Annotated in this window: 19 protein-coding genes; 8 read left to right on the forward strand and 11 right to left on the reverse strand. The window is 36.4% G+C overall.

What is annotated here, in order from left to right; all coding sequences use genetic code 11:
• Window positions 1-126 precede the first annotated feature (126 nt).
• The 6 genes from nqrF to BD809_RS02755 all read right to left on the reverse strand — a co-directional run bounded on the left by nqrF (window position 127) and on the right by BD809_RS02755 (window position 6,259).
• Window positions 127-1,437 (reverse strand): NADH:ubiquinone reductase (Na(+)-transporting) subunit F, encoded by a 1,311-nt coding sequence (nqrF, locus tag BD809_RS02730; RefSeq protein ID WP_148781440.1) that lies wholly within the window; start codon window positions 1,435-1,437, stop codon window positions 127-129.
• A 1-nt stretch (window position 1,438) separates the two neighbouring features.
• Window positions 1,439-2,164 carry an NADH:ubiquinone reductase (Na(+)-transporting) subunit E gene (gene nqrE, locus BD809_RS02735; protein ID WP_148781441.1) on the reverse strand — a complete coding sequence of 242 codons (726 nt, stop codon included), beginning with the start codon at window positions 2,162-2,164 and terminating at the stop codon, window positions 1,439-1,441.
• Window positions 2,165-2,247: 83 nt separating this feature from the next.
• Window positions 2,248-2,940, reverse strand: coding sequence for an NADH:ubiquinone reductase (Na(+)-transporting) subunit D (locus tag BD809_RS02740; protein WP_148781442.1), 693 nt, complete (start codon window positions 2,938-2,940; stop codon window positions 2,248-2,250).
• Window positions 2,941-2,943: 3 nt separating this feature from the next.
• Complete coding sequence (locus BD809_RS02745; protein ID WP_148781443.1) at window positions 2,944-3,699, reverse strand: Na(+)-translocating NADH-quinone reductase subunit C; 756 nt, start codon at window positions 3,697-3,699, stop codon at window positions 2,944-2,946.
• Between the two features lie 2 nt (window positions 3,700-3,701).
• The gene (locus BD809_RS02750; RefSeq protein WP_148781444.1) at window positions 3,702-4,904 is read right to left on the reverse strand and encodes an NADH:ubiquinone reductase (Na(+)-transporting) subunit B; all 1,203 of its coding nucleotides are present in this window, start codon (window positions 4,902-4,904) and stop codon (window positions 3,702-3,704) included.
• A 2-nt stretch (window positions 4,905-4,906) separates the two neighbouring features.
• A complete protein-coding gene (locus BD809_RS02755) occupies window positions 4,907-6,259 on the reverse strand; it encodes a Na(+)-translocating NADH-quinone reductase subunit A (protein WP_148781445.1) in 1,353 nt (450 codons plus the stop codon).
• Window positions 6,260-6,445: 186 nt separating this feature from the next.
• Between BD809_RS02755 and BD809_RS02760 the strand changes: the two genes are divergently transcribed.
• Entirely contained in the window at window positions 6,446-7,720 is a 1,275-nt protein-coding gene (locus tag BD809_RS02760; protein WP_148781446.1) for a type IX secretion system plug protein, read from the forward strand.
• A gap of 139 nt (window positions 7,721-7,859) precedes the next feature.
• On the forward strand, window positions 7,860-8,246 hold the full coding sequence (gene apaG / locus BD809_RS02765; RefSeq protein ID WP_148781447.1) for a Co2+/Mg2+ efflux protein ApaG: 387 nt from the start codon (window positions 7,860-7,862) through the stop codon (window positions 8,244-8,246).
• Here apaG and BD809_RS02770 read toward each other — a convergent pair.
• Both BD809_RS02770 and BD809_RS02775 read right to left on the reverse strand, forming a co-directional pair.
• Window positions 8,243-9,229 carry a DUF6695 family protein gene (locus BD809_RS02770; protein ID WP_148781448.1) on the reverse strand — a complete coding sequence of 329 codons (987 nt, stop codon included), beginning with the start codon at window positions 9,227-9,229 and terminating at the stop codon, window positions 8,243-8,245. The two genes, apaG and BD809_RS02770, sit on opposite strands and share 4 nt — an antisense overlap.
• Before the next feature lie 24 nt (window positions 9,230-9,253).
• Window positions 9,254-9,991, reverse strand: a complete 738-nt coding sequence (locus BD809_RS02775; protein WP_148781449.1) for an NRDE family protein — start codon at window positions 9,989-9,991, stop codon at window positions 9,254-9,256.
• A 144-nt stretch (window positions 9,992-10,135) separates the two neighbouring features.
• On the opposite strand from BD809_RS02775, the gene pruA reads away from it, so the two are divergent.
• Together pruA and BD809_RS02785 are read left to right on the forward strand one after the other, a co-directional pair.
• The gene (gene pruA, locus BD809_RS02780; protein WP_148781450.1) at window positions 10,136-11,764 is read left to right on the forward strand and encodes an L-glutamate gamma-semialdehyde dehydrogenase; all 1,629 of its coding nucleotides are present in this window, start codon (window positions 10,136-10,138) and stop codon (window positions 11,762-11,764) included.
• Between the two features lie 73 nt (window positions 11,765-11,837).
• Window positions 11,838-12,302: a GNAT family N-acetyltransferase gene (locus BD809_RS02785; protein ID WP_148781451.1), complete on the forward strand. Its 465-nt coding sequence runs from the start codon at window positions 11,838-11,840 to the stop codon at window positions 12,300-12,302.
• Between the two features lie 42 nt (window positions 12,303-12,344).
• Here BD809_RS02785 and rsmG read toward each other — a convergent pair whose 3' ends face one another.
• The gene (rsmG, locus tag BD809_RS02790; protein ID WP_148781452.1) at window positions 12,345-12,974 is read right to left on the reverse strand and encodes a 16S rRNA (guanine(527)-N(7))-methyltransferase RsmG; all 630 of its coding nucleotides are present in this window, start codon (window positions 12,972-12,974) and stop codon (window positions 12,345-12,347) included.
• 133 nt (window positions 12,975-13,107) lie between these two features.
• Between rsmG and BD809_RS02795 the strand changes: the two genes are divergently transcribed.
• From BD809_RS02795 to BD809_RS02805, 3 genes are all read left to right on the forward strand, one after another.
• Window positions 13,108-14,202 (forward strand): fatty acid desaturase family protein, encoded by a 1,095-nt coding sequence (locus BD809_RS02795; protein WP_148781453.1) that lies wholly within the window; start codon window positions 13,108-13,110, stop codon window positions 14,200-14,202.
• A gap of 26 nt (window positions 14,203-14,228) precedes the next feature.
• Window positions 14,229-15,416 carry a pyridoxal phosphate-dependent aminotransferase gene (locus BD809_RS02800; RefSeq protein WP_148781454.1) on the forward strand — a complete coding sequence of 396 codons (1,188 nt, stop codon included), beginning with the start codon at window positions 14,229-14,231 and terminating at the stop codon, window positions 15,414-15,416.
• 256 nt (window positions 15,417-15,672) lie between these two features.
• The gene (locus tag BD809_RS02805; protein WP_148781455.1) at window positions 15,673-15,954 is read left to right on the forward strand and encodes a hypothetical protein; all 282 of its coding nucleotides are present in this window, start codon (window positions 15,673-15,675) and stop codon (window positions 15,952-15,954) included.
• A gap of 11 nt (window positions 15,955-15,965) precedes the next feature.
• On the opposite strand, the gene BD809_RS02810 is transcribed toward BD809_RS02805, so the two are convergent.
• Window positions 15,966-17,462, reverse strand: a complete 1,497-nt coding sequence (locus BD809_RS02810) for a TrkH family potassium uptake protein (protein ID WP_148781456.1) — start codon at window positions 17,460-17,462, stop codon at window positions 15,966-15,968.
• A 2-nt stretch (window positions 17,463-17,464) separates the two neighbouring features.
• Window positions 17,465-18,814: a Trk system potassium transporter TrkA gene (gene trkA, locus BD809_RS02815; protein ID WP_148781457.1), complete on the reverse strand. Its 1,350-nt coding sequence runs from the start codon at window positions 18,812-18,814 to the stop codon at window positions 17,465-17,467.
• Window positions 18,815-19,107: 293 nt separating this feature from the next.
• Here trkA and ubiE point away from each other — a divergent pair, with 293 nt between their 5' ends.
• Window positions 19,108-19,836 (forward strand): bifunctional demethylmenaquinone methyltransferase/2-methoxy-6-polyprenyl-1,4-benzoquinol methylase UbiE, encoded by a 729-nt coding sequence (gene ubiE / locus BD809_RS02820; RefSeq protein ID WP_148781458.1) that lies wholly within the window; start codon window positions 19,108-19,110, stop codon window positions 19,834-19,836.
• Window positions 19,837-19,898 lie beyond the last annotated feature (62 nt).

Raw genomic sequence — 19,898 nt, forward strand, 5'->3', positions numbered from 1 at the left:
ATCTTTGACTCTAAATGGAATGAGCCCGATACAATATCGAGCTCATTTCCAAAATTAAATTTTGTTTAACCGTCCAACTTTTGGGGTTCAGTCCAAGATGCCGGTTTTTAATAATATAATTGAAGATTATCCTCCAAAATCATCAAATCTGATATTCTCATCAGGAATTCCGAAGTCTTCTCCCATCTTTTGAACAGCTTTATTCATCAATGGCGGTCCACAGAAATATAACTCTATATCTTCTGGTGATTCATGATGATTTAAATAATTATCAATAACCACGTTATGAACAAAACCTACAAACCCGTCTCCCTCTGTGTCGTTAATATCCTTTTTAACTTTCCAGTTATCAACTTCCAACGGTTCTGACAGTGCCAAATAAAATTTGAAATTAGGGAATGTCTTTTCCAATTGATAAAAATGATCTAAGTAGAAAAGTTCTCTTTTAGATCTACCACCATACCAAAACGTAACAGTACGTCCTGTTTCTAAGGTTTTGAAAAGGTGATATAGATGGGATCGCATTGGTGCCATACCTGCTCCTCCACCTACATATAACATCTCAGCTTCGGTCTCATTGATAAAGAACTCTCCATAAGGCCCTGAGATAATAACTTTATCTCCAGGTTTTCTAGAAAATATATATGAAGATGCAACTCCAGGATTCACATCCATCCATCCGTTCTTAGCGCGATCCCATGGCGGGGTAGCAATTCGAACATTCAACATAATGTCTCTACCTTCAGCAGGATAAGAAGCCATCGAATAAGCTCTCTCAACAGTTTCATTATTCTTCATCACTAATGGCCACAAATTGAATTTGTCCCATTCTTCTTGAAATTTATCCGGAGTTTCATGCTCTTCTGGGTGAGCCGTGATATCCATATCTGCAAACTTTACTTCACATTGAGGAATTTCAATCTGGATATATCCTCCTGCCTTATAGTTCATATCTTCTGGAATACGGACTACAAATTCTTTAATAAAAGAAGCGACGTTATAATTACGTACAACTTCTGCCTCCCATTTTTTGATTCCAAAAACTTCTTCAGGAATCTCTATATTCATATCCTGCTTAACTTTTACCTGACAAGCTAAACGAGCACCGTGCTGCAGTTCCTTCCGAGAAAAATGCGGTGTTTCAGTAGGCAAAGCCTCTCCTCCACCTTCTAAAACATGACACTCGCATTGAATACAAGTACCACCACCACCACAAGCAGATGGTAAGAATATTTTTTGCGCTCCTAATGTAGATAACAAGCTACCTCCGGAAGCTACTTCTATTTCTTTTTCACCGTTAATAGTTATTTTAACGGGACCTGACGGCAGTAATTTATCTTTTGCAAATAACAAAATCCCAACCAATACCAATGTCAACACCAAAAAGGCGATTACGGTAATTACGATGGTTCCAACTGTTGACGCTAAAAATATCATATTATTTAAGTATTGTAACGTTTGTATTATCAGCTACTTTTTTGGTAGCATTTTCTTCTTTTACTTCCACCTGAACACTCTCAGCTGCTTTTACATCTTCTTCATCGTCCCCTCCGGTAAGCATTCCACCAAAACTCATGAATCCAATAGCCATTAAACCCGTTAAAATAAAGGTGATACCTAAACCTCTAAGCGGTGCAGGAACATTGGAGTATCTGATTTTTTCACGAATAGCTGCAATTGCTAAAATTGCAAGAAACCAACCAATCCCCGATCCTATACCGTATACTGCGGCGTGAGAAATTGCAGGAAATTCTTTTTGTTGCATAAACAAAGACCCTCCTAAGATGGCGCAGTTTACTGCAATCAATGGTAAGAAAATACCTAAAGAATTATATAAAGATGGTGAGAACTTTTCAACTATAATCTCTACCAATTGCACCATCGTTGCGATAGTTGCAATAAATAGAATAAAGGTAAGAAAACTTAAATCATAGCTTGCATACTCTGGTCCAAGCCAAGCTAGAGCACCATCCTGTAACAAATACTTATCAAGTAAGAAGTTGAGAGGTACAGTTATGGCCAAAACGAAAATAACTGCTGCTCCAAGACCTACAGCGGTTGATACTTTTTTAGATACTGCAAGATATGAACACATTCCTAAAAAGAATGCGAATACCATGTTATCTATAAATATTGCTTTTAAAAACAATTCTAAATATTCCATTTTATATTGCGTTTATATTAGTATTACTTTTATTAGGGATTATGACATGCAACATACTCCCTGGTTTCAGTAATTATAACTTTTTAATGATCTTCGATTAAAGCTTTATTTTTACTACGCTGTACCCATATTATGATTCCTACCGTAATTAAAGCCATAGGCGCAAGTACCATAAAACCATTGTTTTCATATCCAAACGCATACAATCCCGTTTTTTCAATTGGATCACCCAAAACTTTAAATCCGAATAGCGTACCAGAACCTAAAAGTTCTCTAAAAAAGGCAACAATTATTAATAACAGTCCATATCCGGCTGCATTACCTACACCATCCAAGAAAGATTTCCAAGGACCATTACCCAAGGCAAAAGCTTCAAAACGTCCCATAATTATACAATTAGTAATAATCAAACCAATAAAAACGGATAATTGCTTACTCAGTTCATAGGCAAAAGCCTTTAATACCTGATCAACGATAATAACCAAAGCGGCTACCACTACTAATTGAACAATAATTCTAATTTTGGATGGTATAACATTTCGCATCAGCGAAATAACAACATTACCGATACCAAGTACAAAGACAACCGATATTGCCATCACAATCGACGGTTTAAGTTGTGCTGTGATTGCAAGTGCAGAACATATACCTAGTACCTGAATGGTAATCGGATTATTATCTGCTAAAGGATCGGTTAGCAACTTTTTGTTTTTCTTTGAAAATAAAGGCTCCTTCGGCTCTTTTACTTTAACTTCTTCTGTAGTTACTTCAGCCATTATTTATTTTTTTAAAGTTTCAAAATAAGGTAAATACATCTTAATCCCTTTTTTAACCATGGCAGTTACACCATCACCTGTAATCGTAGCACCTGCTAAAGCATCTACAGCATTATCATCTTTCCGATCATTTTTTGGATCAGAATTTCCCTTTTTCACCTCAATACCACGATAGTTACCATCAGCATCTAAAATCTTTTCTCCAAGAAAATCTTCTCTAAAATACGCTTCGGTAATATTAGCCCCTAAACCGGGGGTTTCACCCTTATGATCAAAGAAAGCTCCTTTTACTGTGTCAAAATTATCATTAAGCGCGACATAACCCCAGATAGCATCCCATAAACCATTTCCTCGAACAGGAATGATATAGAATTTTTCTCCATCCTTTTCCCCTACAAATAGCGGCAATCTTCTTTTGTAATCAGCATCTTGTTTTACCTTATCTGCTTCTTTTTTAATGTCAATTTCAAAGGCATCAGTAGTTTTAGTAGCGTTTCCATCTACAATAACAAATTGCTCACCTCCAACATACTGATCAAACAGTACCTGTGCTTTATCTGCAGGCACAAAGGCATTAGGATCCTCATCATCTGTTACATTCATAGCAAACAAAATATTTTGTTGCTTCTCTTTCTTTTTATTGATAGCTATATCTGGCTTAAGTACCGAAGATACACCAGCCAATAAAGCTCCTACAACAAACACCATTATCACAGAGAAAATGATCGTGTAGTTATTTTTATCTGTATTCATCGCCATGATTACGCTGTTTTTAATTTTAAACGTTTCATTCTCTTCTTTATATTTCCTTGAACAACATAGTGATCAATTGTCGGAGCAAAAACATTCATTAAAAGAATTGCTAAAAATACTCCTTCTGGATAAGCGGGGTTAAAGACACGAATAAGAATTGAAATAAATCCAATTAAAAATCCATATATCCATTTCCCTTTATTGGTTTGTGATCCGGAAACAGGATCTGTAGCCATAAAAACAACTCCAAATGCAATACTACCAATTATTAAGTGCTGCCAGAATGGTGTACTCATTAATCCATAGAATTTACTGGATTCTGAAATCCATCCTGCATCTACAACTCCGTTGAATAATAGTCCCATAAGTGCTGCACCCACAAAACCACTCAAAATTATCCTCCAACTCGCTACTTTGGTAAAGATCAAAATTGCCGCTCCGATCAAAATCAATAAAGTAGAAGTTTCTCCTACGGATCCAGGAATGTATCCGTAAAACATATCTGATATAGAAAACTGAACAGGATTACTTTGCGCCAATGTACCAAGAATGGTTTCTCCGGATATCGCATCTGCTGTACCAGCTCTTTCAACAGCCTCATGCACCCATACCTTATCCCCTGACATCCAAGTTGGATAGGCAAAGAACAAAAATGCTCTGATAGTTAGGGCAGGATTAAGAATATTCATCCCGGTACCTCCAAAAACTTCTTTCCCGATCACAACTCCAAAAACAACTGCTACCGCAAGCATCCATAATGGTATATCTATCGGTACGATTAAGGGAACTAACATCCCCGTAACCAAATACCCTTCCTCTACTTCATGTCCTTTAATAACGGCAAACAAAAACTCTACAGCCAATCCTACCCCGTAGGATACAATTACTAGCGGCAAAACCGTCCATGCACCTAAAACAAAATTCTCCCAGTTAATAAAATGCTCAAAAAGAGAAAAATCAGCAGGAAAACCATTAATTGCAGAATAATGTTGATATCCAGCATTAAAAATACCAAAAAGCAAACAAGGTACTAACGCCAAAATCACGGTGTTCATAGTACGCTTTAAATCATCTGCAGCTCTAACGTGTCCTCCAGAATGTGTGGTCTCGTTAGGCAAATACAAAAAAGTATGGAGTGCATTAAATGCAGGCGCCATCTTTTTATCCTTATACTTAAGTTTTAATTGATGTAATTTATTTTTTAAGCTCATAGCTACCCAATTTCTTTTAACATTAAATCTAAACCTTCTCTAACAATTTGTTGATGCGGTTGCTTTGACACACACACAAACTCAGTAAGCGCAAAATCCTCAGGAGCTATCTCATACATTCCCAACTGTTCCATCGCATCCAGATCGTTTACCACACATGCCTTTAACAATTGTAACGGATAAATATCAAAAGGAAAAACTTCCTCATAATTACCGGTCACCACAAAGGCACGGTGCTCACCATTTGTATTAGTATCTAATTCGTATTTTTTATTAGGAAACAACCAAGAAAAGGTTAACGCTCTAGAAGTAGATATTTTATTAAAAATTGGTTTGTTCCAACCAAAGAATTCATAATCATTACCTTCAGGAATAACCGTCACAGTGTTATGATAAAATCCGATATGTCCATCAGGCTTAACATTATCACCGGTTAAAACATCTCCACTGATAACACGAATATTCTCATCCTTAACTCCAGAGTCGTATACTAATGTTGAAACTTCTGCTCCAATACGTGTTTTATAATATTTTGGAGTTTTAACAGACGATCCCACTAATGCTATTGTACGTTCTGAGTTAAATTTACCAGTTAGCAATAATTCACCCATAATAACTAAATCCTGAGGCGTAACAACCCAAACAGTCTCTCCTTTGTTGATCGGATCAATGTTTGCTATCTGTACACTCACATTCCCAGCAGGATGTGGTCCGGATACGCTGTGAAGCTGTATATCAGTAAGTTTAGCAAAAGGCGATGAATTTAAATCCCCCGCAGAAACATGCACACTCCCCGGAGTCATTTTACTAAGCGCAGTAACCGCAGCTTGAAGCGCTAATTCTTTACCTTGTAAAATATAGTCGTAAGAAGCCGCCAAAGGAGCTGTGGCATATGCGGAAACATAAATAGCTTTAGGCTCAATACTCGGGTCAGCAATTACATCATATGGACGTTGCTTAATAAAAGGCCAGCATCCAGAAGCAAGTAGATGATCTTTCACCTCTTCACCTGACATAGTTCCAACATTTTTAACTCCAAAATCCTTATACTGCTGTTCCTTATCAGCTAAAATTTTAAAGGCTAAAATCTTACGCTTTGCACCCCTAACAATTTCTACTACCTCTCCACTTACGGGTGAAGGAAAAAGTAATTTGGCATTAGCCTTAGAATGAAAAAGAGGTTCCCCTGCTTTAACTTCTGTGCCTAACTTAGCCATAACCTTGGGCACAATGCCATGAAAATCATCAGGCCTAATCGCGTTGATATTACTTCGAGTAGCATCGACAGTAATTTTCTCTGCTTCGCCAACAAGCTTAATATCTAAGCCTTTTCTGATACGAATGTCTTTTGACATATTTAAAGTCTATGTTAATTAACTAAAAAAATCGTGCAAATTTACTAATTAAAACATGCAAGTGAAAGGAGGTTGTGTTATAAGATTTTATTTATATTCTTTCTAAATAAATAATTTCTGTTAGTCATGTACTATAAAGTTTTTAGGTATAACTTTTGATTATCTTTATCCTCAAAACGAACACAAATGTCAAATTATATCTGTAGACATCTAATAATTTTTGTCCTTTTGACCACGTCCAATTTACAAAATATTTTAGCTCAATTACAAACAAATGAAGCTGCATTACCTTCTCACATAAAATCTGTTCAGTTTTTGAGAGCAGCAGACAAAACCGGAATACCCATACTTCAACAAGGCGATCCTTTACGTATGACTTTTGACGACATTAATGGAGATGAGGCCGACTATTACTATAAAATTATTCATTGTGACTTCAATTGGACTCCGTCACAATTATCAAAGAATGAATACTTGGACGGCTTCGATGACATTAGAATCACCAACTATGAAAATTCTTTTAACACCTTACAAATTTATAGTCACTACACGGTAAATATACCTAATGAAGATACTTATGGATTGAAAGTTAGCGGTAACTATATACTTCAAATTTACGATGATAATGATCAGTTCGTTTTTTCAAGAAAATTTATTGTATATGAAAATATTGCTTCTGTCGGTGTTGAAATAAAAAGATCCAGGACTTTGACTCACATCAACACGAAGCAAAGCGTACATTTTGAAATCAACCCTGGTAAATCATTTTTTTTTAGAAATCCCGAGCAAACTGTAAAAACATTAATCCTTCAGAATGGTGATCTGCAAACCAGCATCACAAATTTGAAACCTCAGTACACTTCGGACAATAAACTTGTGTACCGGTATGATAGCGAAGCTAGTTTTTGGGGTGGCAATGAATTTTTATTTTATGACAATAAAGAAATACGCTCTTCTACAGCCAACATCAAGCGTGTAGCCTTAGAAGATCTTTACCATCATTACTTATATACAGATGTGGTACGAGCAAATCGTAACTATACCTACAATCCAGATATTAATGGTGGATTTGTGATACGCAACCTGCGCTCCGAAGACAGCGACACTGCTGCAGATTATGTTTGGATGCATTTTACACTTCAGTGTTATGAACCTATAGGAAAAGGTGAACTGTATTTATATGGAGATTTCAACAATTATGAACTAAACCGTAATAACCAACTTGTTTACAATAAAGAATCCGGATTTTTTGAATTAAAAATTCTACTTAAACAAGGTTTTTACAATTACAAATATGTATTACTCACCGAAAATAATGCTATAGAACCCGGTTTTATCAGCGGAAATTTTGATGAAACCGAAAATATCTACACCGTTATATCGTACTACACCGCTCCGGGAGCCAGATATGATAGAGTTATAGGTATTGGAGAAGCTAATTCCTCATCTATTAGTAATTGATACACAACTAAAACAGCAGTCAATGCAAAATCCGCGGCTAATCACTTACAAACTATTGTTAAATTAGCTAAACGAATTATTGATTATATGTATATTAGCTTAAGTCATCATTCAAGGTCCAAGGAAAAAACCTTTTACTATGGTCGAACAAATTACCAAAGGCATAAAAATCTCGGTTGACACTAATTTTGAAGGCACGTTTATTAAAAATAATCGTGTATTCTATGCTTTCGCTTATATTATATCTATTGAAAATCAAAGTAGCGATGTAGTTCAACTAACATCCAGATTCTGGAAAATTAAGGATGCACTAAACTTTGTGGAAACTGTCGAGGGCGAAGGGGTCATCGGAAAAAAACCGGTGTTACAACCTGGAGAAACCCACACATACAGCAGTGGTTGTTTGCTTCACTCCCCGTTTGGCTCTATGAAAGGATTTTATAACATGATCAATTTTACCTCAACTGCCAGATTCAAGGTATTTATCCCTAGCTTCAAATTAAGCACTCCTTTTGCACTGAATTAAAATACACGCTTAATTCGCTGTAATTTACAAATTTCACCTTCTTGTTGTACGTGACAAAATAAACAATTAGAGTCGTGGATTATTTCAAAATCCTTTTGAAAATTAAATCCTTTTTTCTCAAGTATAAACTGACCTTCAAAATCTGCAATACCTTTTTCCGTATACCGTCGAATAGTATATATCTCCTCATCCTGCGTCTCCTGGATGTAGAAATAAGCACTGCTTCCAATACCACTTAAAAAAAACAAATATTTGGAAACAAGTTTCAATTCATGAGTTGATTCATCGAGAGGTACAGGAATTTTTTTATCAAAATAATTCACTAAATTCTCTCGGATCACTGATCCGGCATAAGGTTGTAAACACCCATCGGTAACGGTATAAAGATCTTTTTTTCTAGATGCATACAGCACGTTACCCAATGGACTTGGTGTAAAAATTTTTATTCTCTTTAAGTACAGTTTGATAATTATATTTGTTGTACTTCGAATAAGCGTATCTGTAACCAAACGAGAACAATTACTTCCTTTTTTACCAAAAGCTCGATATGGAAGGCTACCGTGCTCCTGCATCGACATGAGATACCCTTTAGCACTCTCAAAGTTAATTGCATAACATAACGAAGCCACAAGCCGCCCTTCACCATGAGTTTTTTCAGGATTTGCCTCAAGCCACACTAAAAACTCTTTTAAGTTATCCAAATTTCCTGCGTCGTCAAATTTTGCATTGAACGGAAGCTCTAACTCAACGTCTGTCGCAGCACTACGCACCCTTCCCGTCCCTGGCGGAGTCACGTAACGACCAAAATCATAATAGGAGGCCCTACCCGTAGAATTTTCGATAAGTACTAAAGCCGCATGTCCTGCCTTAATAAACTTATTTTTACCTAACCCCAAATAAGGAAAAACATGCAATGCTGATTCATCAGAATAGCGAACAAAAGTATCCGGAAATGCTAAAACGATAATAGTACCGGTATTCATTTTTTAACTAATTTAACGCCTTTGCTATTTAGAAATAACCTCAGGTGAAACATCTTTCAACGAACAATAGGTTACCAGTGAATTTGTATCGGTCAAATCTTCATACCGCATTGATAATTCTTGGGAAGTTTTTACAATTTGAGTAACACTTCGGGTTTTTAAGAACCCACGATCAATTTGCAGTCCAATTTTCTTATTCCCTTGACCTGCTATTTTGTGAAATTCTAAAATCTTCTCAGGACTTGTATCTTTTTGTTTTAAAAAATTATTAAACCATAATTCACGTGTTTTTTTTGCATTTTGATCATATAGCGTTGCAGAAGACCATATGTATGTAGACGCGTCTAATGAAGTTATATTTGATTGTACACCATCCCAAACAAGTTCATAAAACTCATGCTCCCCTTTCCATTGCGCAGCTATAACCGTGAATGGTTCTACACCTTGATAATCAAAAGATCGTAACCTCTCTAATAAATTTCCGGCACGTAACAAATCTTTAACCACCACACCTCTACTTAATCTATAAGGAGGCTTGGAAATATGCCTGTCATTACCTCCGTTCAAAAGACAAACCATACTATTATTATCACTCATACCAATCCATGTACCTCCAGCCAACATGTCTTTTGGGTAAATTAATTTGTGGTCATTATCCCTATAGCTTTTGGGAGCAAGTGTTTCTCGATTAATGATCTCATCTCTATTAGATGTAAGAATAAAACCCTTGTTAGGCTTTTTAATTAAAGTTACTGTACACATGGGTAGATTTGTCGTTTTAAAGCTACGAAACTTACAAAAAAAAGTTGAGCTCAAGAGGTATTAATAAAAGTTAAACCGAGCATAAGCCTTATTAATTTTCTATCTTTGTCGACCAAGTTACTAACACATAAAAAATATCTTAACATGGGAAAAGGTTTTTTTCAAGTACCTACCGCAATTAACGAGCCGGTAAAATCATATGCTCCTGGAACTCCAGAACGCGAAGAAGTACTTGCTACATATAAAGAAATGTACAACAGCACAGTAGAAGTGCCTTTATATATTAATGGTGAGGAAATAAAGACAGGGGACACGGGAACGATGTCACCTCCCCACGACCATAAACATGTTTTAGGAACCTATCATAAAGCTCAAAAAAAACATGTTCAAGAAGCTATTGACACGGCACTTGAAGCCAGAACAGAATGGGCAGGTCTTGCATGGGAACAACGTGCAGCTGTATTTTTAAAAGCAGCCGAGCTTATTGCAGGTCCTTACCGGGCTAAGATTAATGCTGCAACTATGCTGGCGCAATCAAAGAATATTTTTCAGGCAGAAATAGATGCTGCTTGCGAACTAATTGATTTTCTACGTTTTAATGTGGAGTTCATGACACAGATTTATAACGATCAACCTGCATCCACCTCGGGCGCTTGGAATCGGTTAGAATATCGCCCGTTGGAAGGGTTCGTTTATGCAATTACTCCATTTAACTTTACTGCTATTGCTGGAAATTTACCGGCTAGCGCTGCATTGATGGGGAATACTGTCATTTGGAAACCTAGTGACAGTCAAATCTATTCTGCAAAAGTTATCATAGATATTTTTAGAGAAGCAGGTGTACCGGAAGGTGTTATCAATGTGGTATATGGTGACCCGGTAATGATTACAGATACCGTATTAGCTAGTCCTGATTTCTCAGGAGTACATTTTACAGGGAGCACGCATGTATTTAAAGATATTTGGTCTAAAATTGGCGCAAACATTAATACATACAAAACATATCCTAGAATCGTTGGTGAAACCGGAGGAAAAGATTTTATTGTTGCACATCCAAGTGCTAATGCAAAACAAGTTGCAACAGGAATTTCTCGTGGAGCTTTTGAATTTCAAGGTCAAAAATGTAGTGCTGCTTCTAGAGCTTACATACCAAAAAGTTTGTGGGAGGATGTTAAAAAATATGTCATTGAAGACGTAAAATCCTTTAAAATGGGATCTCCTGAAGATATGGGTAATTTTATTACCGCTGTAATTCACGAAGGTTCTTTTGATAAGCTTGCAAAATATATAGATCAGGCAAAAACTGATGCTGATGCAGAAATTATTGTGGGAGGAAACCATGATAAGTCCAAAGGTTATTTTATAGAACCTACCGTTATTCTTGCTAAAGATCCTAAATATACAACGATGTGTACAGAGCTTTTTGGCCCTGTAATCACTATTTATGTTTATGAGGATAAAGACTGGAACAAAACCTTAAAATTGGTTGACGGAACGAGTGAATACGCTTTAACAGGCGCTATTTTCTCAAGAGACCGTTATGCGGCAGCCGAAGCTACAAAGGCACTTCAAAATGCAGCAGGTAACTTCTATATCAATGATAAACCAACAGGAGCTGTTGTAGGTCAGCAACCGTTTGGAGGCGCGCGCGCATCAGGAACCAATGACAAAGCAGGTTCTTACCTGAATCTGTTACGATGGGTTTCTCCTCGTACAATTAAAGAAACTTTTGTTACTCCCGTGGATTATAGATATCCATTTTTGGGAGAGTAAAAAATAAGATTTCCTAATATTCACCGCATAATTAGCTCTAATTATGCGGTTTTTTATTTATAAATTTATCTGTATGAAAGAACTACTTATTAGAGAAGCTACACATAAAGATCTTGAAACGCTACTAGATTTTGAACAAGAGATTATTCGTACCGAAAGACCTATGGATAAAACTTTGATTCAGGATAAAAAAATCAGTTACTATGACATTGCCTCTTACATTGTTCAAAAAGATACACAGGTTCTGGTAGCAGAAGCAGAAGGTCAGCTTATAGGGAGTGGTTACGGACAAATAAGAGAAAGAAAACCATATTTTAAAACCGATCTATTAGGGTATATTGGCTTTATTTATGTGAATGAAAACTTTAGAGGAAAAGGCGTAAGTCAACAAATTTTAAAAGCTCTTACAGAATGGTTTCAAAATCAAAATATTACTGAAATTAGATTAACGGTGTATTCGGAAAACCCGAGAGCAATAAAAGCATACGAAAAAGTTGGGTTCAAAAGTCATATCATAGAAATGCGACTTGATAACTAATTCAACAAACAATTCTTTTTGAGATTACAACCGCACCTCTACCTACAACTTATATTTCACAGGTAGATACACCACTTTTTTTGTTTCAAAAAATTCTTCTTCAAAATAATCAGATAACTGATGTTCTACAGCTTTTGGAAACATGGATAATTCTTCTGTAAGATCTCCACCTTTTAAGTATAAGATACCGTTGGCCAGTTCATGTTGATTTTTCTTTTTGATATTTTTACGAATCCATGAGACAAAATCCGGCATATTGGTAACAGCCCTGCTCACGATAAAATCAAAACGTTCCTCAAACGTACCCGCTCTGCGTTGTTCAGCCTTTACATTACTCAATTCAAGACTATTAGCTACCTCATTTACAACTTTGATTTTTTTTGCTATGACATCTACAAGGTAAAAGCTGGTTTCAGGAAAAAGTATTGCCAATGGTATCCCGGGAAAACCACCACCAGTACCAACATCAAGCACAGAGGTTCCAGGCTTAAACTGAAGAATTTTTGCGATCCCAAGAGAATGTAGCACATGTCTGGTGTATAAGGTCTCTATATCCTTTCTTGATATTACATTTATCTTCGCATTCCACTCAAAGTACAAAGCTTCTAACCGATTAAATTGATCCTGCTGCTCTTCGGTTATATCCGGAAAATATTTTAAAATCGCGTCCATTGGCCTTTTTATTAGTCGGCAAAAATACATCTTAACATTATAAAATTTATACTTTTAAGAACTTTAAAAAATATAATACTTAAATTTACAAACATTTAATGGTAAACACCGTTATGTCATAAATTTACATCCCATGACTACACCCAACATACACTTTAGCCGAAGTGATTCTGCCAAGTTTTTCAGAACACTCAACAAGCGTGTAAACACCTACTTTAAGGAGAATAATATTAAACGAACTGGTAATTGGAGACTTTATCTGAAAACCATTGTCATGTTCTCATTATTCTTGAGCCCGTATTTCTTAATCCTTACTTTAGACATTTCACAATGGTGGATGCTGCTATTGACTGTGGTTATGGGGATTGGTATGGCAGGAGTTGGTATGAACGTTATGCATGATGGTAATCATGGTTCCTATTCGTCAAAAAAGTGGTTAAACAAACTAATGGGCAGCAGTCTCTATATTTTGGCAGGTAATGTATATAACTGGCAAGTACAACACAATGTTTTACACCATACCTATACGAACATTCACGGACATGATGAGGATCTTGATGCGGGAAGAATCATTCGATTTACAAAGCACGCACAATGGAGGCGTTTTCATAAATTTCAACAATACTATTCAGTGTTCTTATACGGTCTCCTTACATTCAACTGGGCTTTGACCACGGACTTTAAACAAACTAAGCGATACCTGTCCCGTAAGCTATCCTACGGAAAACTACCCACGGCCTGGAAGCAATGGAGCAATGTTGTGATCACTAAAATTATTTATGTATTAATATGGATTGTAATTCCAATGCTAATCTTATCTATCGCCTGGTGGAAAATTCTTATTGGTTTCTTTATCATGCACTATGTTGCCGGATTAATTCTCAGCATCGTATTTCAGTTAGCGCATATTGTTGAAGCAACAGAGATGCCATTACCTGATAATACAGGAAGCATGAAAAATACTTGGGCTATCCATCAACTATTTACGACAGTAAACTTTTCAACAAAAAACAAAATAGTAAATTGGTTTACCGGTGGTTTAAACCATCAAGTCGAACATCATATTTTTCCTCATATTAGTCATGTTCACTATACCAAGATTTCTAAGATTGTTAAACAAACTGCTTTAGAATTCAATCTACCTTATCACGAGTACAAAAGTACGCGTAAAGCCATAATGGCGCATTTCAGACACTTGAAAGAAATGGGGATGAAACCCGCAATATAATCGCTAACCTTTATTCACCAATCATAATGAGCATACAACTCTCAGACAGAATTAACAATCTGGCTGCATCAGCTACGCTTGCAATGGCAGCAAAAACAAGAGAATTAAAAGCTGAAGGCAAAGACATTATTGGACTAAGCCTTGGAGAACCGGATTTTAATACTCCTGATTACATTAAAGACGCAGCTATACAAGCTGTAAATGATAATTACAATTCCTACACTCCGGTTGACGGGTATGTAGAGTTAAAAGATGCTATCATCACTAAGTTTAACCGTGACAACGGAATCAACTATGATCGATCTCAAATCGTTGTCTCTACTGGTGCTAAACAGGCTTTATATAACATAGCGCAGGTTTGCATTAATCCTGGGGATGAAGTTATCTTACCATGTCCGTATTGGGTGAGTTATAGTGATATTATTAAACTTGCTGGTGGAATTCCGGTTGAGGTTGCCACTATCATTAAGAATGATTTTAAAATGACGCCCGCACAATTAGAGGCAGCCATCACATCAAAAACTAAGATGATTTGGTACAGCTCTCCTTGTAATCCCAGCGGATCCATATACAGCAAACAGGAGCTGAGAGCGCTTGCAGACGTGCTTCAGAAATATCCCGAAGTTGTTGTTGTAAGCGATGAGATCTATGAGCACATCAATTATGTTGGCGGACATGCATCCATGGCTCAGTTTGAAGACATGTATGACAGAACAATTACTGTCAATGGGGTGGCCAAAGCTTTTGCAATGACTGGATGGAGAATTGGTTACATCGGTGCTCCTGCAACTATTGCACGAGCGTGTAATAAAATACAAGGTCAGGTAACCAGTGGCGCGAATTGTATTGCACAACGTGCCGTAATCACCGCCTTAGAATCTCCCGTAAGCAATATAAAGTATATGGTGGATGAGTTTAAAAACAGAAGAGAATTGGTGTTAAAATTACTTCGTGACATCGAGGGGTTTGAAAGTAACACTCCGGAAGGGGCATTTTATGTTTTTCCGAATATTTCTTATTTCTTCGGAAAAAATTTAAATGGGACAACTATTAATAATGCCACCGATTTTTCAATGTACTTGTTAGAACACGCAAATGTGGCTACGGTTACCGGAGAAGCTTTTGGTAATCCTCAATGTATTCGTCTGTCTTACGCAGCCAGTCAAGAACAAATTAAGGAAGCTTTAGCTCGTATAAAAACAGCAGTAAGTTAACACTTTATACATCATTCTATTTAAAGCGCTACGAATCGTAAGATTTTTGGCGCTTTTTTAGTAGATAAAAGAGAAGTTTTAAACTTTTTTTATGAATTACAGAATACTTTTAATAACTAATTAAAGTATATTTGTATCATACTTTCCCGAATACCCCTTAAATAAACTATTAAAACATTAGTTTATTTTTTAGATTTAAGAAATACGTTGGCTTATCCAAATGAGAAGTGTTATTAACCAAATAAAACACCATGTTATGGATATTAAAGAAAAAGAACGCATCGTACGAACCAACGTGCTACACATTTTTAAGGAAAATTTTAAGGTTCGAAAGACGGATTCAGAAATTTTAGATATCAGTCCGGAAAAAGAATTTGACAAGAATTTTATCAAATACTATCAATCCATTTTAGACATTTTCTTTATCGAACAGGAACACCTTGGAAAAATCACAGGCAAAGTAAAGGATACTGTAAAAAAGGTTGCTCGTTTATGGCAAACTAATCCACACTCCTACAGCCCTTTTGAAATGCAGTAAACATTATAAAATTATCTATTTCTCCAGAAGAACGGAGTCAGAAGTATCAGCACGGTAAACAATTCTAATCTACCGATAAGCATAAGGAAGGAACACCACCATTTTCCGAATGCCGGCAAGACATCAAAATTGTTTACCGGGCTTAATTTTCCAAACGCAGGTCCTACGTTACCCAATGAAGATGCTGCTCCACCAATTGCAGTTTCAAAATCTAACCCTAAAGCTCCTAAAACCAATGAGCCAATGATAAAGGCTAACATGTAAAGTATAAAAAATGCTAGGATATTAAACACAATTTCTTTGGACACAGACTTTTTATTATAACGTACCGGTATGATAGCATTGGGATGTAATGTACGTTTGAACTCCATCACCCCATTCCGTATAGTTATAAGATGTCTTACCACTTTCATCCCACCCGCTGTAGAGCCGGCAGATCCTCCTAAAAACATTAATCCAAAGAAAAAAACTTTTAGAAAGGGCGACCACAAGGTAAAATCAGCACTTACAAATCCGGTCGTGGTAACGACAGCAAGTACTTGAAACAATGCGTGGCGAAAAGCACTTTCTGCCTCTCCCCAAACCATAGGGTGGTCTATCAAAGATAAGGAAACGTCTGCTTTATAATATATAATTGCTGCCGATATCAAGGAAAATATTACAATAAAAAACGAATAGAGCTTAAACTCTTCATCCTTGATAATTTTTTGAACTTTACCCTTAAAACCAAAATAACTAAGTACAAAATTGGCACCCGCCAAAAACATGAACAATATAATGATATATTGTATTAAAGGCTGGTCATTCCAATACGCTACACTTGTATTCTTTGTAGAGAATCCACCAGTCGACAGCGTACTTAAGGAGTGATTGATCGCATCAAAAAAGCTCATTCCTGCTAATTTTAGCAATACAGTTTCAGCGGCAGTATATCCTACATATATATACCACAAACGTTTTGCTGTATCCGTAATTCTAGGATGTAACTTATCAGCATTAGGTCCGGGTGCTTCGGCAGCAAATAACTGCATTCCACCAATACCTAAAAGAGGTAGTATTGCTATAGCCAACACGATAATACCCATTCCGCCGATCCAGTGTGTTAAACTTCTCCAGAATAAAATACCTTTAGGTATGATCTCTATGTCATTGAGAATCGAAGCTCCGGTTGTTGTATACCCAGACATTGTCTCAAAAAACGCATTCGTAAAATTAGGAATCGCACCAGAAAAGATATAAGGCAGAGTACCACTAAGAGACATAAGTATCCAGCCAAATGTTACTACAATATAACCCTCGCGCTTATTTATTTTCTTTTGATGATCCCGCGTCAAGAACATAAGCACAATGCCCACAAACATGGTTGCAAGTGAGGCGAGCATGATCTCTGTAGTTACCCCATCATCACAGATCAGACTTACAATTGTAGCAATAAGCATAAACCCACCATTACAAAGCAACAACAGCCCCATAATATGTGATATTATTTGATAGTTAAGTTTGGACATGCCTATAGAAAGAGTTTTTCAATTTTCTTAATTGATTTAGGCAAACAACACACTACTACCCTGTCTCCCGCTTTGATATAGAAGTCTCCTAAAGGAATAACTCCCTTCCCATCCCTAATTACACCTGCAATTACAGCAGAACGGGGGAAATCTAAATCCTTAATAAGATTGTCACTAACCTCTGAGGTAGGCTTTACTATAAACTCCAACAACTCTGCATTCATGTTGTTAAGCTTTGTCATAGCAACCACGTCACCTTTTCTAATAAATCTGAAAATATTATTTGCAGCTAACAGTTTTTTGTTAATAAGCGTATCGATCCCGATGGAATGTGATAACTGAAAATAATCCATGTTTTCAACTAAAGCTATCGTTTTCCTAACTCCTTTCGATTTTGCCACCAAGCATGACATAATGTTAGTTTCAGAGTTTCCGGTAACTGCTATAAAAGCATCCATCTCACCAATGCCTTCTTCTTCTAAAAGCTCCACGTTTCTCCCATCACCATTAATGATCAAGGCATTAGGACAATCATCTGCCAAATCAAAAGCTTTCTCCTTATCATTTTCGATCAATTTCACTCTGAACTTATGATCACACAGATCTTGAGTAGTCTTAAGACCAATCTTGCTCCCGCCCAAAATCATTACATTACGTATCTGTTCTTTGAACTTGCCCGTCAGTTTATACAACTCATCAACACCACCGAGAGAAGTTACAAAATAGACTTGGTCTCCTTCTTTAAAAACAGTATCACCTCTAGGAATCAACGTATATTGCGTCCCATAACGCTGTATTGCGATAGGCATAAAATGTAATTCCTGAAAAATCTCAGCAGCTTGACTTACGGTTTTCCCAACGATTAACGCCTTATCTGATAAACTTGTACCAACCATCGTGAGTGCACCATTCTCAAACTCATAACTATCATTGAAAGCAGATTGATTTAACAATAACTCAATTTCACTGGCAGCCAAAGCTTCCGGCGAAATTAATTCATCGATTCCAAATCTAAAGAAACCAACCTCTTCTTTATTCTCTATAAACTCTGTATTTGAGATACGTGCTATCGTTCGCTTCGCGCCCAATTGTTTAGCAAGCACACAAATAGTAATATTAGTAGTTTCACTTTCGGTAACCCCAATAACCATATCTGCCTCATCAACCTTTGCTTCTTTTAAGATAGCAATAGATGTTGCGTCTCCCTTAATAACCCGAATATCCAAATGCGTGTCCGCATAACTCAGACTATCTTTATTGGTATCGATTAAGGTAATATTTTGAGATTCAAAAGAGAGTAACTTAGCCAAATGAAATCCAACCTCACCAGCACCGGCAATTAAAATTTTCATTTGTTTTGTTTCAGGTTTATCATAGATAAATTTATTTCAATTTAAGACACACCTAGCAATCAAAAAGAGAGAGCATCGTTGCATTTTAAAAATAAAGAAATACAAAGATAACAGAAATTAAATTAGTTCTAAAATATTACGTAAATGATCTAAAATGTTCTCATTTGACATCAAATTAGTAAAAGGTAACATGCCATATAAAGTTGCAAAGGTCCTAACCTACGATGTGGAAATCCATAACAAATACCAACTGCTTATCATCCAAAACTGTATATTTGCAAAAATTTAATGAGATGTCAGAAAAGATAACACCTTATAACGATACTTCACGAAGCAAAAAAGAGCAGGTGACCGAAATGTTTGATACTATTTCTGGTAATTACGACGGTCTCAATCGTGTTATATCGCTTGGAATTGATATCAAATGGAGGAAACGACTGGTATCGTTGATCGCAAAAGCTAAACCGCAACGTATTTTAGATGTAGCAACAGGAACGGGGGATCTCGCTATTAATCTGGCAGAAACCGGGGCTTCTGAAATAATAGGCCTTGATATCTCATCAGGAATGTTAGAAATTGGAAAGAAAAAGGTTTCTATCAAAAAACTTGACAGTACGATAACTATGGTTCAAGGTGATAGCGAAGCTTTACCTTATGAAGATAATTATTTTGATGCAATTACTGTAGCGTTTGGTGTTCGTAATTTTGAAAATTTAGAAAAAGGACTCTCTGAAATATTTCGCGTATTGAAGCCTGGCGGAATTTTTGCTGTTTTAGAAACTTCTGTTCCTACAAAACCACCTTATAAACAAGGGTATAACTTTTATACAACAAAGATTCTACCGGTTATTGGTCGATTGTTCTCAAAAGACAGATCTGCTTATGCATATTTGAGTGAAAGTGCTGCCGCTTTTCCTTATGGGGAAGCTTTCAACAATATTTTAAAGAAAATTGGGTTTATAAATATTGAGGATTTACCTCAAACTTTTGGAGTTTCAACAATTTATAAAGCAACGAAGTAAATTCTAACCATTGTTTCAATCAGAATTATTTTAGTACTTTAACCCAATCATTGCACGCCTGT

It is taken from the genome of Aquimarina intermedia, from assembly GCF_008124785.1.
Taxonomy (GTDB): Bacteria; Bacteroidota; Bacteroidia; order Flavobacteriales; family Flavobacteriaceae; genus Aquimarina; species Aquimarina intermedia.

Excerpts from the sequence above, each read along its gene's own strand:
- nqrF (WP_148781440.1), bottom strand. The coding sequence starts at position 1,437 with ATGATATTTTTAGCGTCAACAGTTGGAACCATCGTAATTACCGTAATC.
- nqrE (WP_148781441.1), bottom strand. The coding sequence starts at position 2,164 with ATGGAATATTTAGAATTGTTTTTAAAAGCAATATTTATAGATAACATG.
- BD809_RS02740 (WP_148781442.1), bottom strand. The coding sequence starts at position 2,940 with ATGGCTGAAGTAACTACAGAAGAAGTTAAAGTAAAAGAGCCGAAGGAG.
- BD809_RS02745 (WP_148781443.1), bottom strand. The coding sequence starts at position 3,699 with ATGGCGATGAATACAGATAAAAATAACTACACGATCATTTTCTCTGTG.
- BD809_RS02750 (WP_148781444.1), bottom strand. The coding sequence starts at position 4,904 with ATGAGCTTAAAAAATAAATTACATCAATTAAAACTTAAGTATAAGGAT.
- BD809_RS02755 (WP_148781445.1), bottom strand. The coding sequence starts at position 6,259 with ATGTCAAAAGACATTCGTATCAGAAAAGGCTTAGATATTAAGCTTGTT.
- BD809_RS02760 (WP_148781446.1), top strand. The coding sequence starts at position 6,446 with ATGTCAAATTATATCTGTAGACATCTAATAATTTTTGTCCTTTTGACC.
- apaG (WP_148781447.1), top strand. The coding sequence starts at position 7,860 with ATGGTCGAACAAATTACCAAAGGCATAAAAATCTCGGTTGACACTAAT.
- BD809_RS02770 (WP_148781448.1), bottom strand. The coding sequence starts at position 9,229 with ATGAATACCGGTACTATTATCGTTTTAGCATTTCCGGATACTTTTGTT.
- BD809_RS02775 (WP_148781449.1), bottom strand. The coding sequence starts at position 9,991 with ATGTGTACAGTAACTTTAATTAAAAAGCCTAACAAGGGTTTTATTCTT.
- pruA (WP_148781450.1), top strand. The coding sequence starts at position 10,136 with ATGGGAAAAGGTTTTTTTCAAGTACCTACCGCAATTAACGAGCCGGTA.
- BD809_RS02785 (WP_148781451.1), top strand. The coding sequence starts at position 11,838 with ATGAAAGAACTACTTATTAGAGAAGCTACACATAAAGATCTTGAAACG.
- rsmG (WP_148781452.1), bottom strand. The coding sequence starts at position 12,974 with ATGGACGCGATTTTAAAATATTTTCCGGATATAACCGAAGAGCAGCAG.
- BD809_RS02795 (WP_148781453.1), top strand. The coding sequence starts at position 13,108 with ATGACTACACCCAACATACACTTTAGCCGAAGTGATTCTGCCAAGTTT.
- BD809_RS02800 (WP_148781454.1), top strand. The coding sequence starts at position 14,229 with ATGAGCATACAACTCTCAGACAGAATTAACAATCTGGCTGCATCAGCT.
- BD809_RS02805 (WP_148781455.1), top strand. The coding sequence starts at position 15,673 with ATGGATATTAAAGAAAAAGAACGCATCGTACGAACCAACGTGCTACAC.
- BD809_RS02810 (WP_148781456.1), bottom strand. The coding sequence starts at position 17,462 with ATGTCCAAACTTAACTATCAAATAATATCACATATTATGGGGCTGTTG.
- trkA (WP_148781457.1), bottom strand. The coding sequence starts at position 18,814 with ATGAAAATTTTAATTGCCGGTGCTGGTGAGGTTGGATTTCATTTGGCT.
- ubiE (WP_148781458.1), top strand. The coding sequence starts at position 19,108 with ATGTCAGAAAAGATAACACCTTATAACGATACTTCACGAAGCAAAAAA.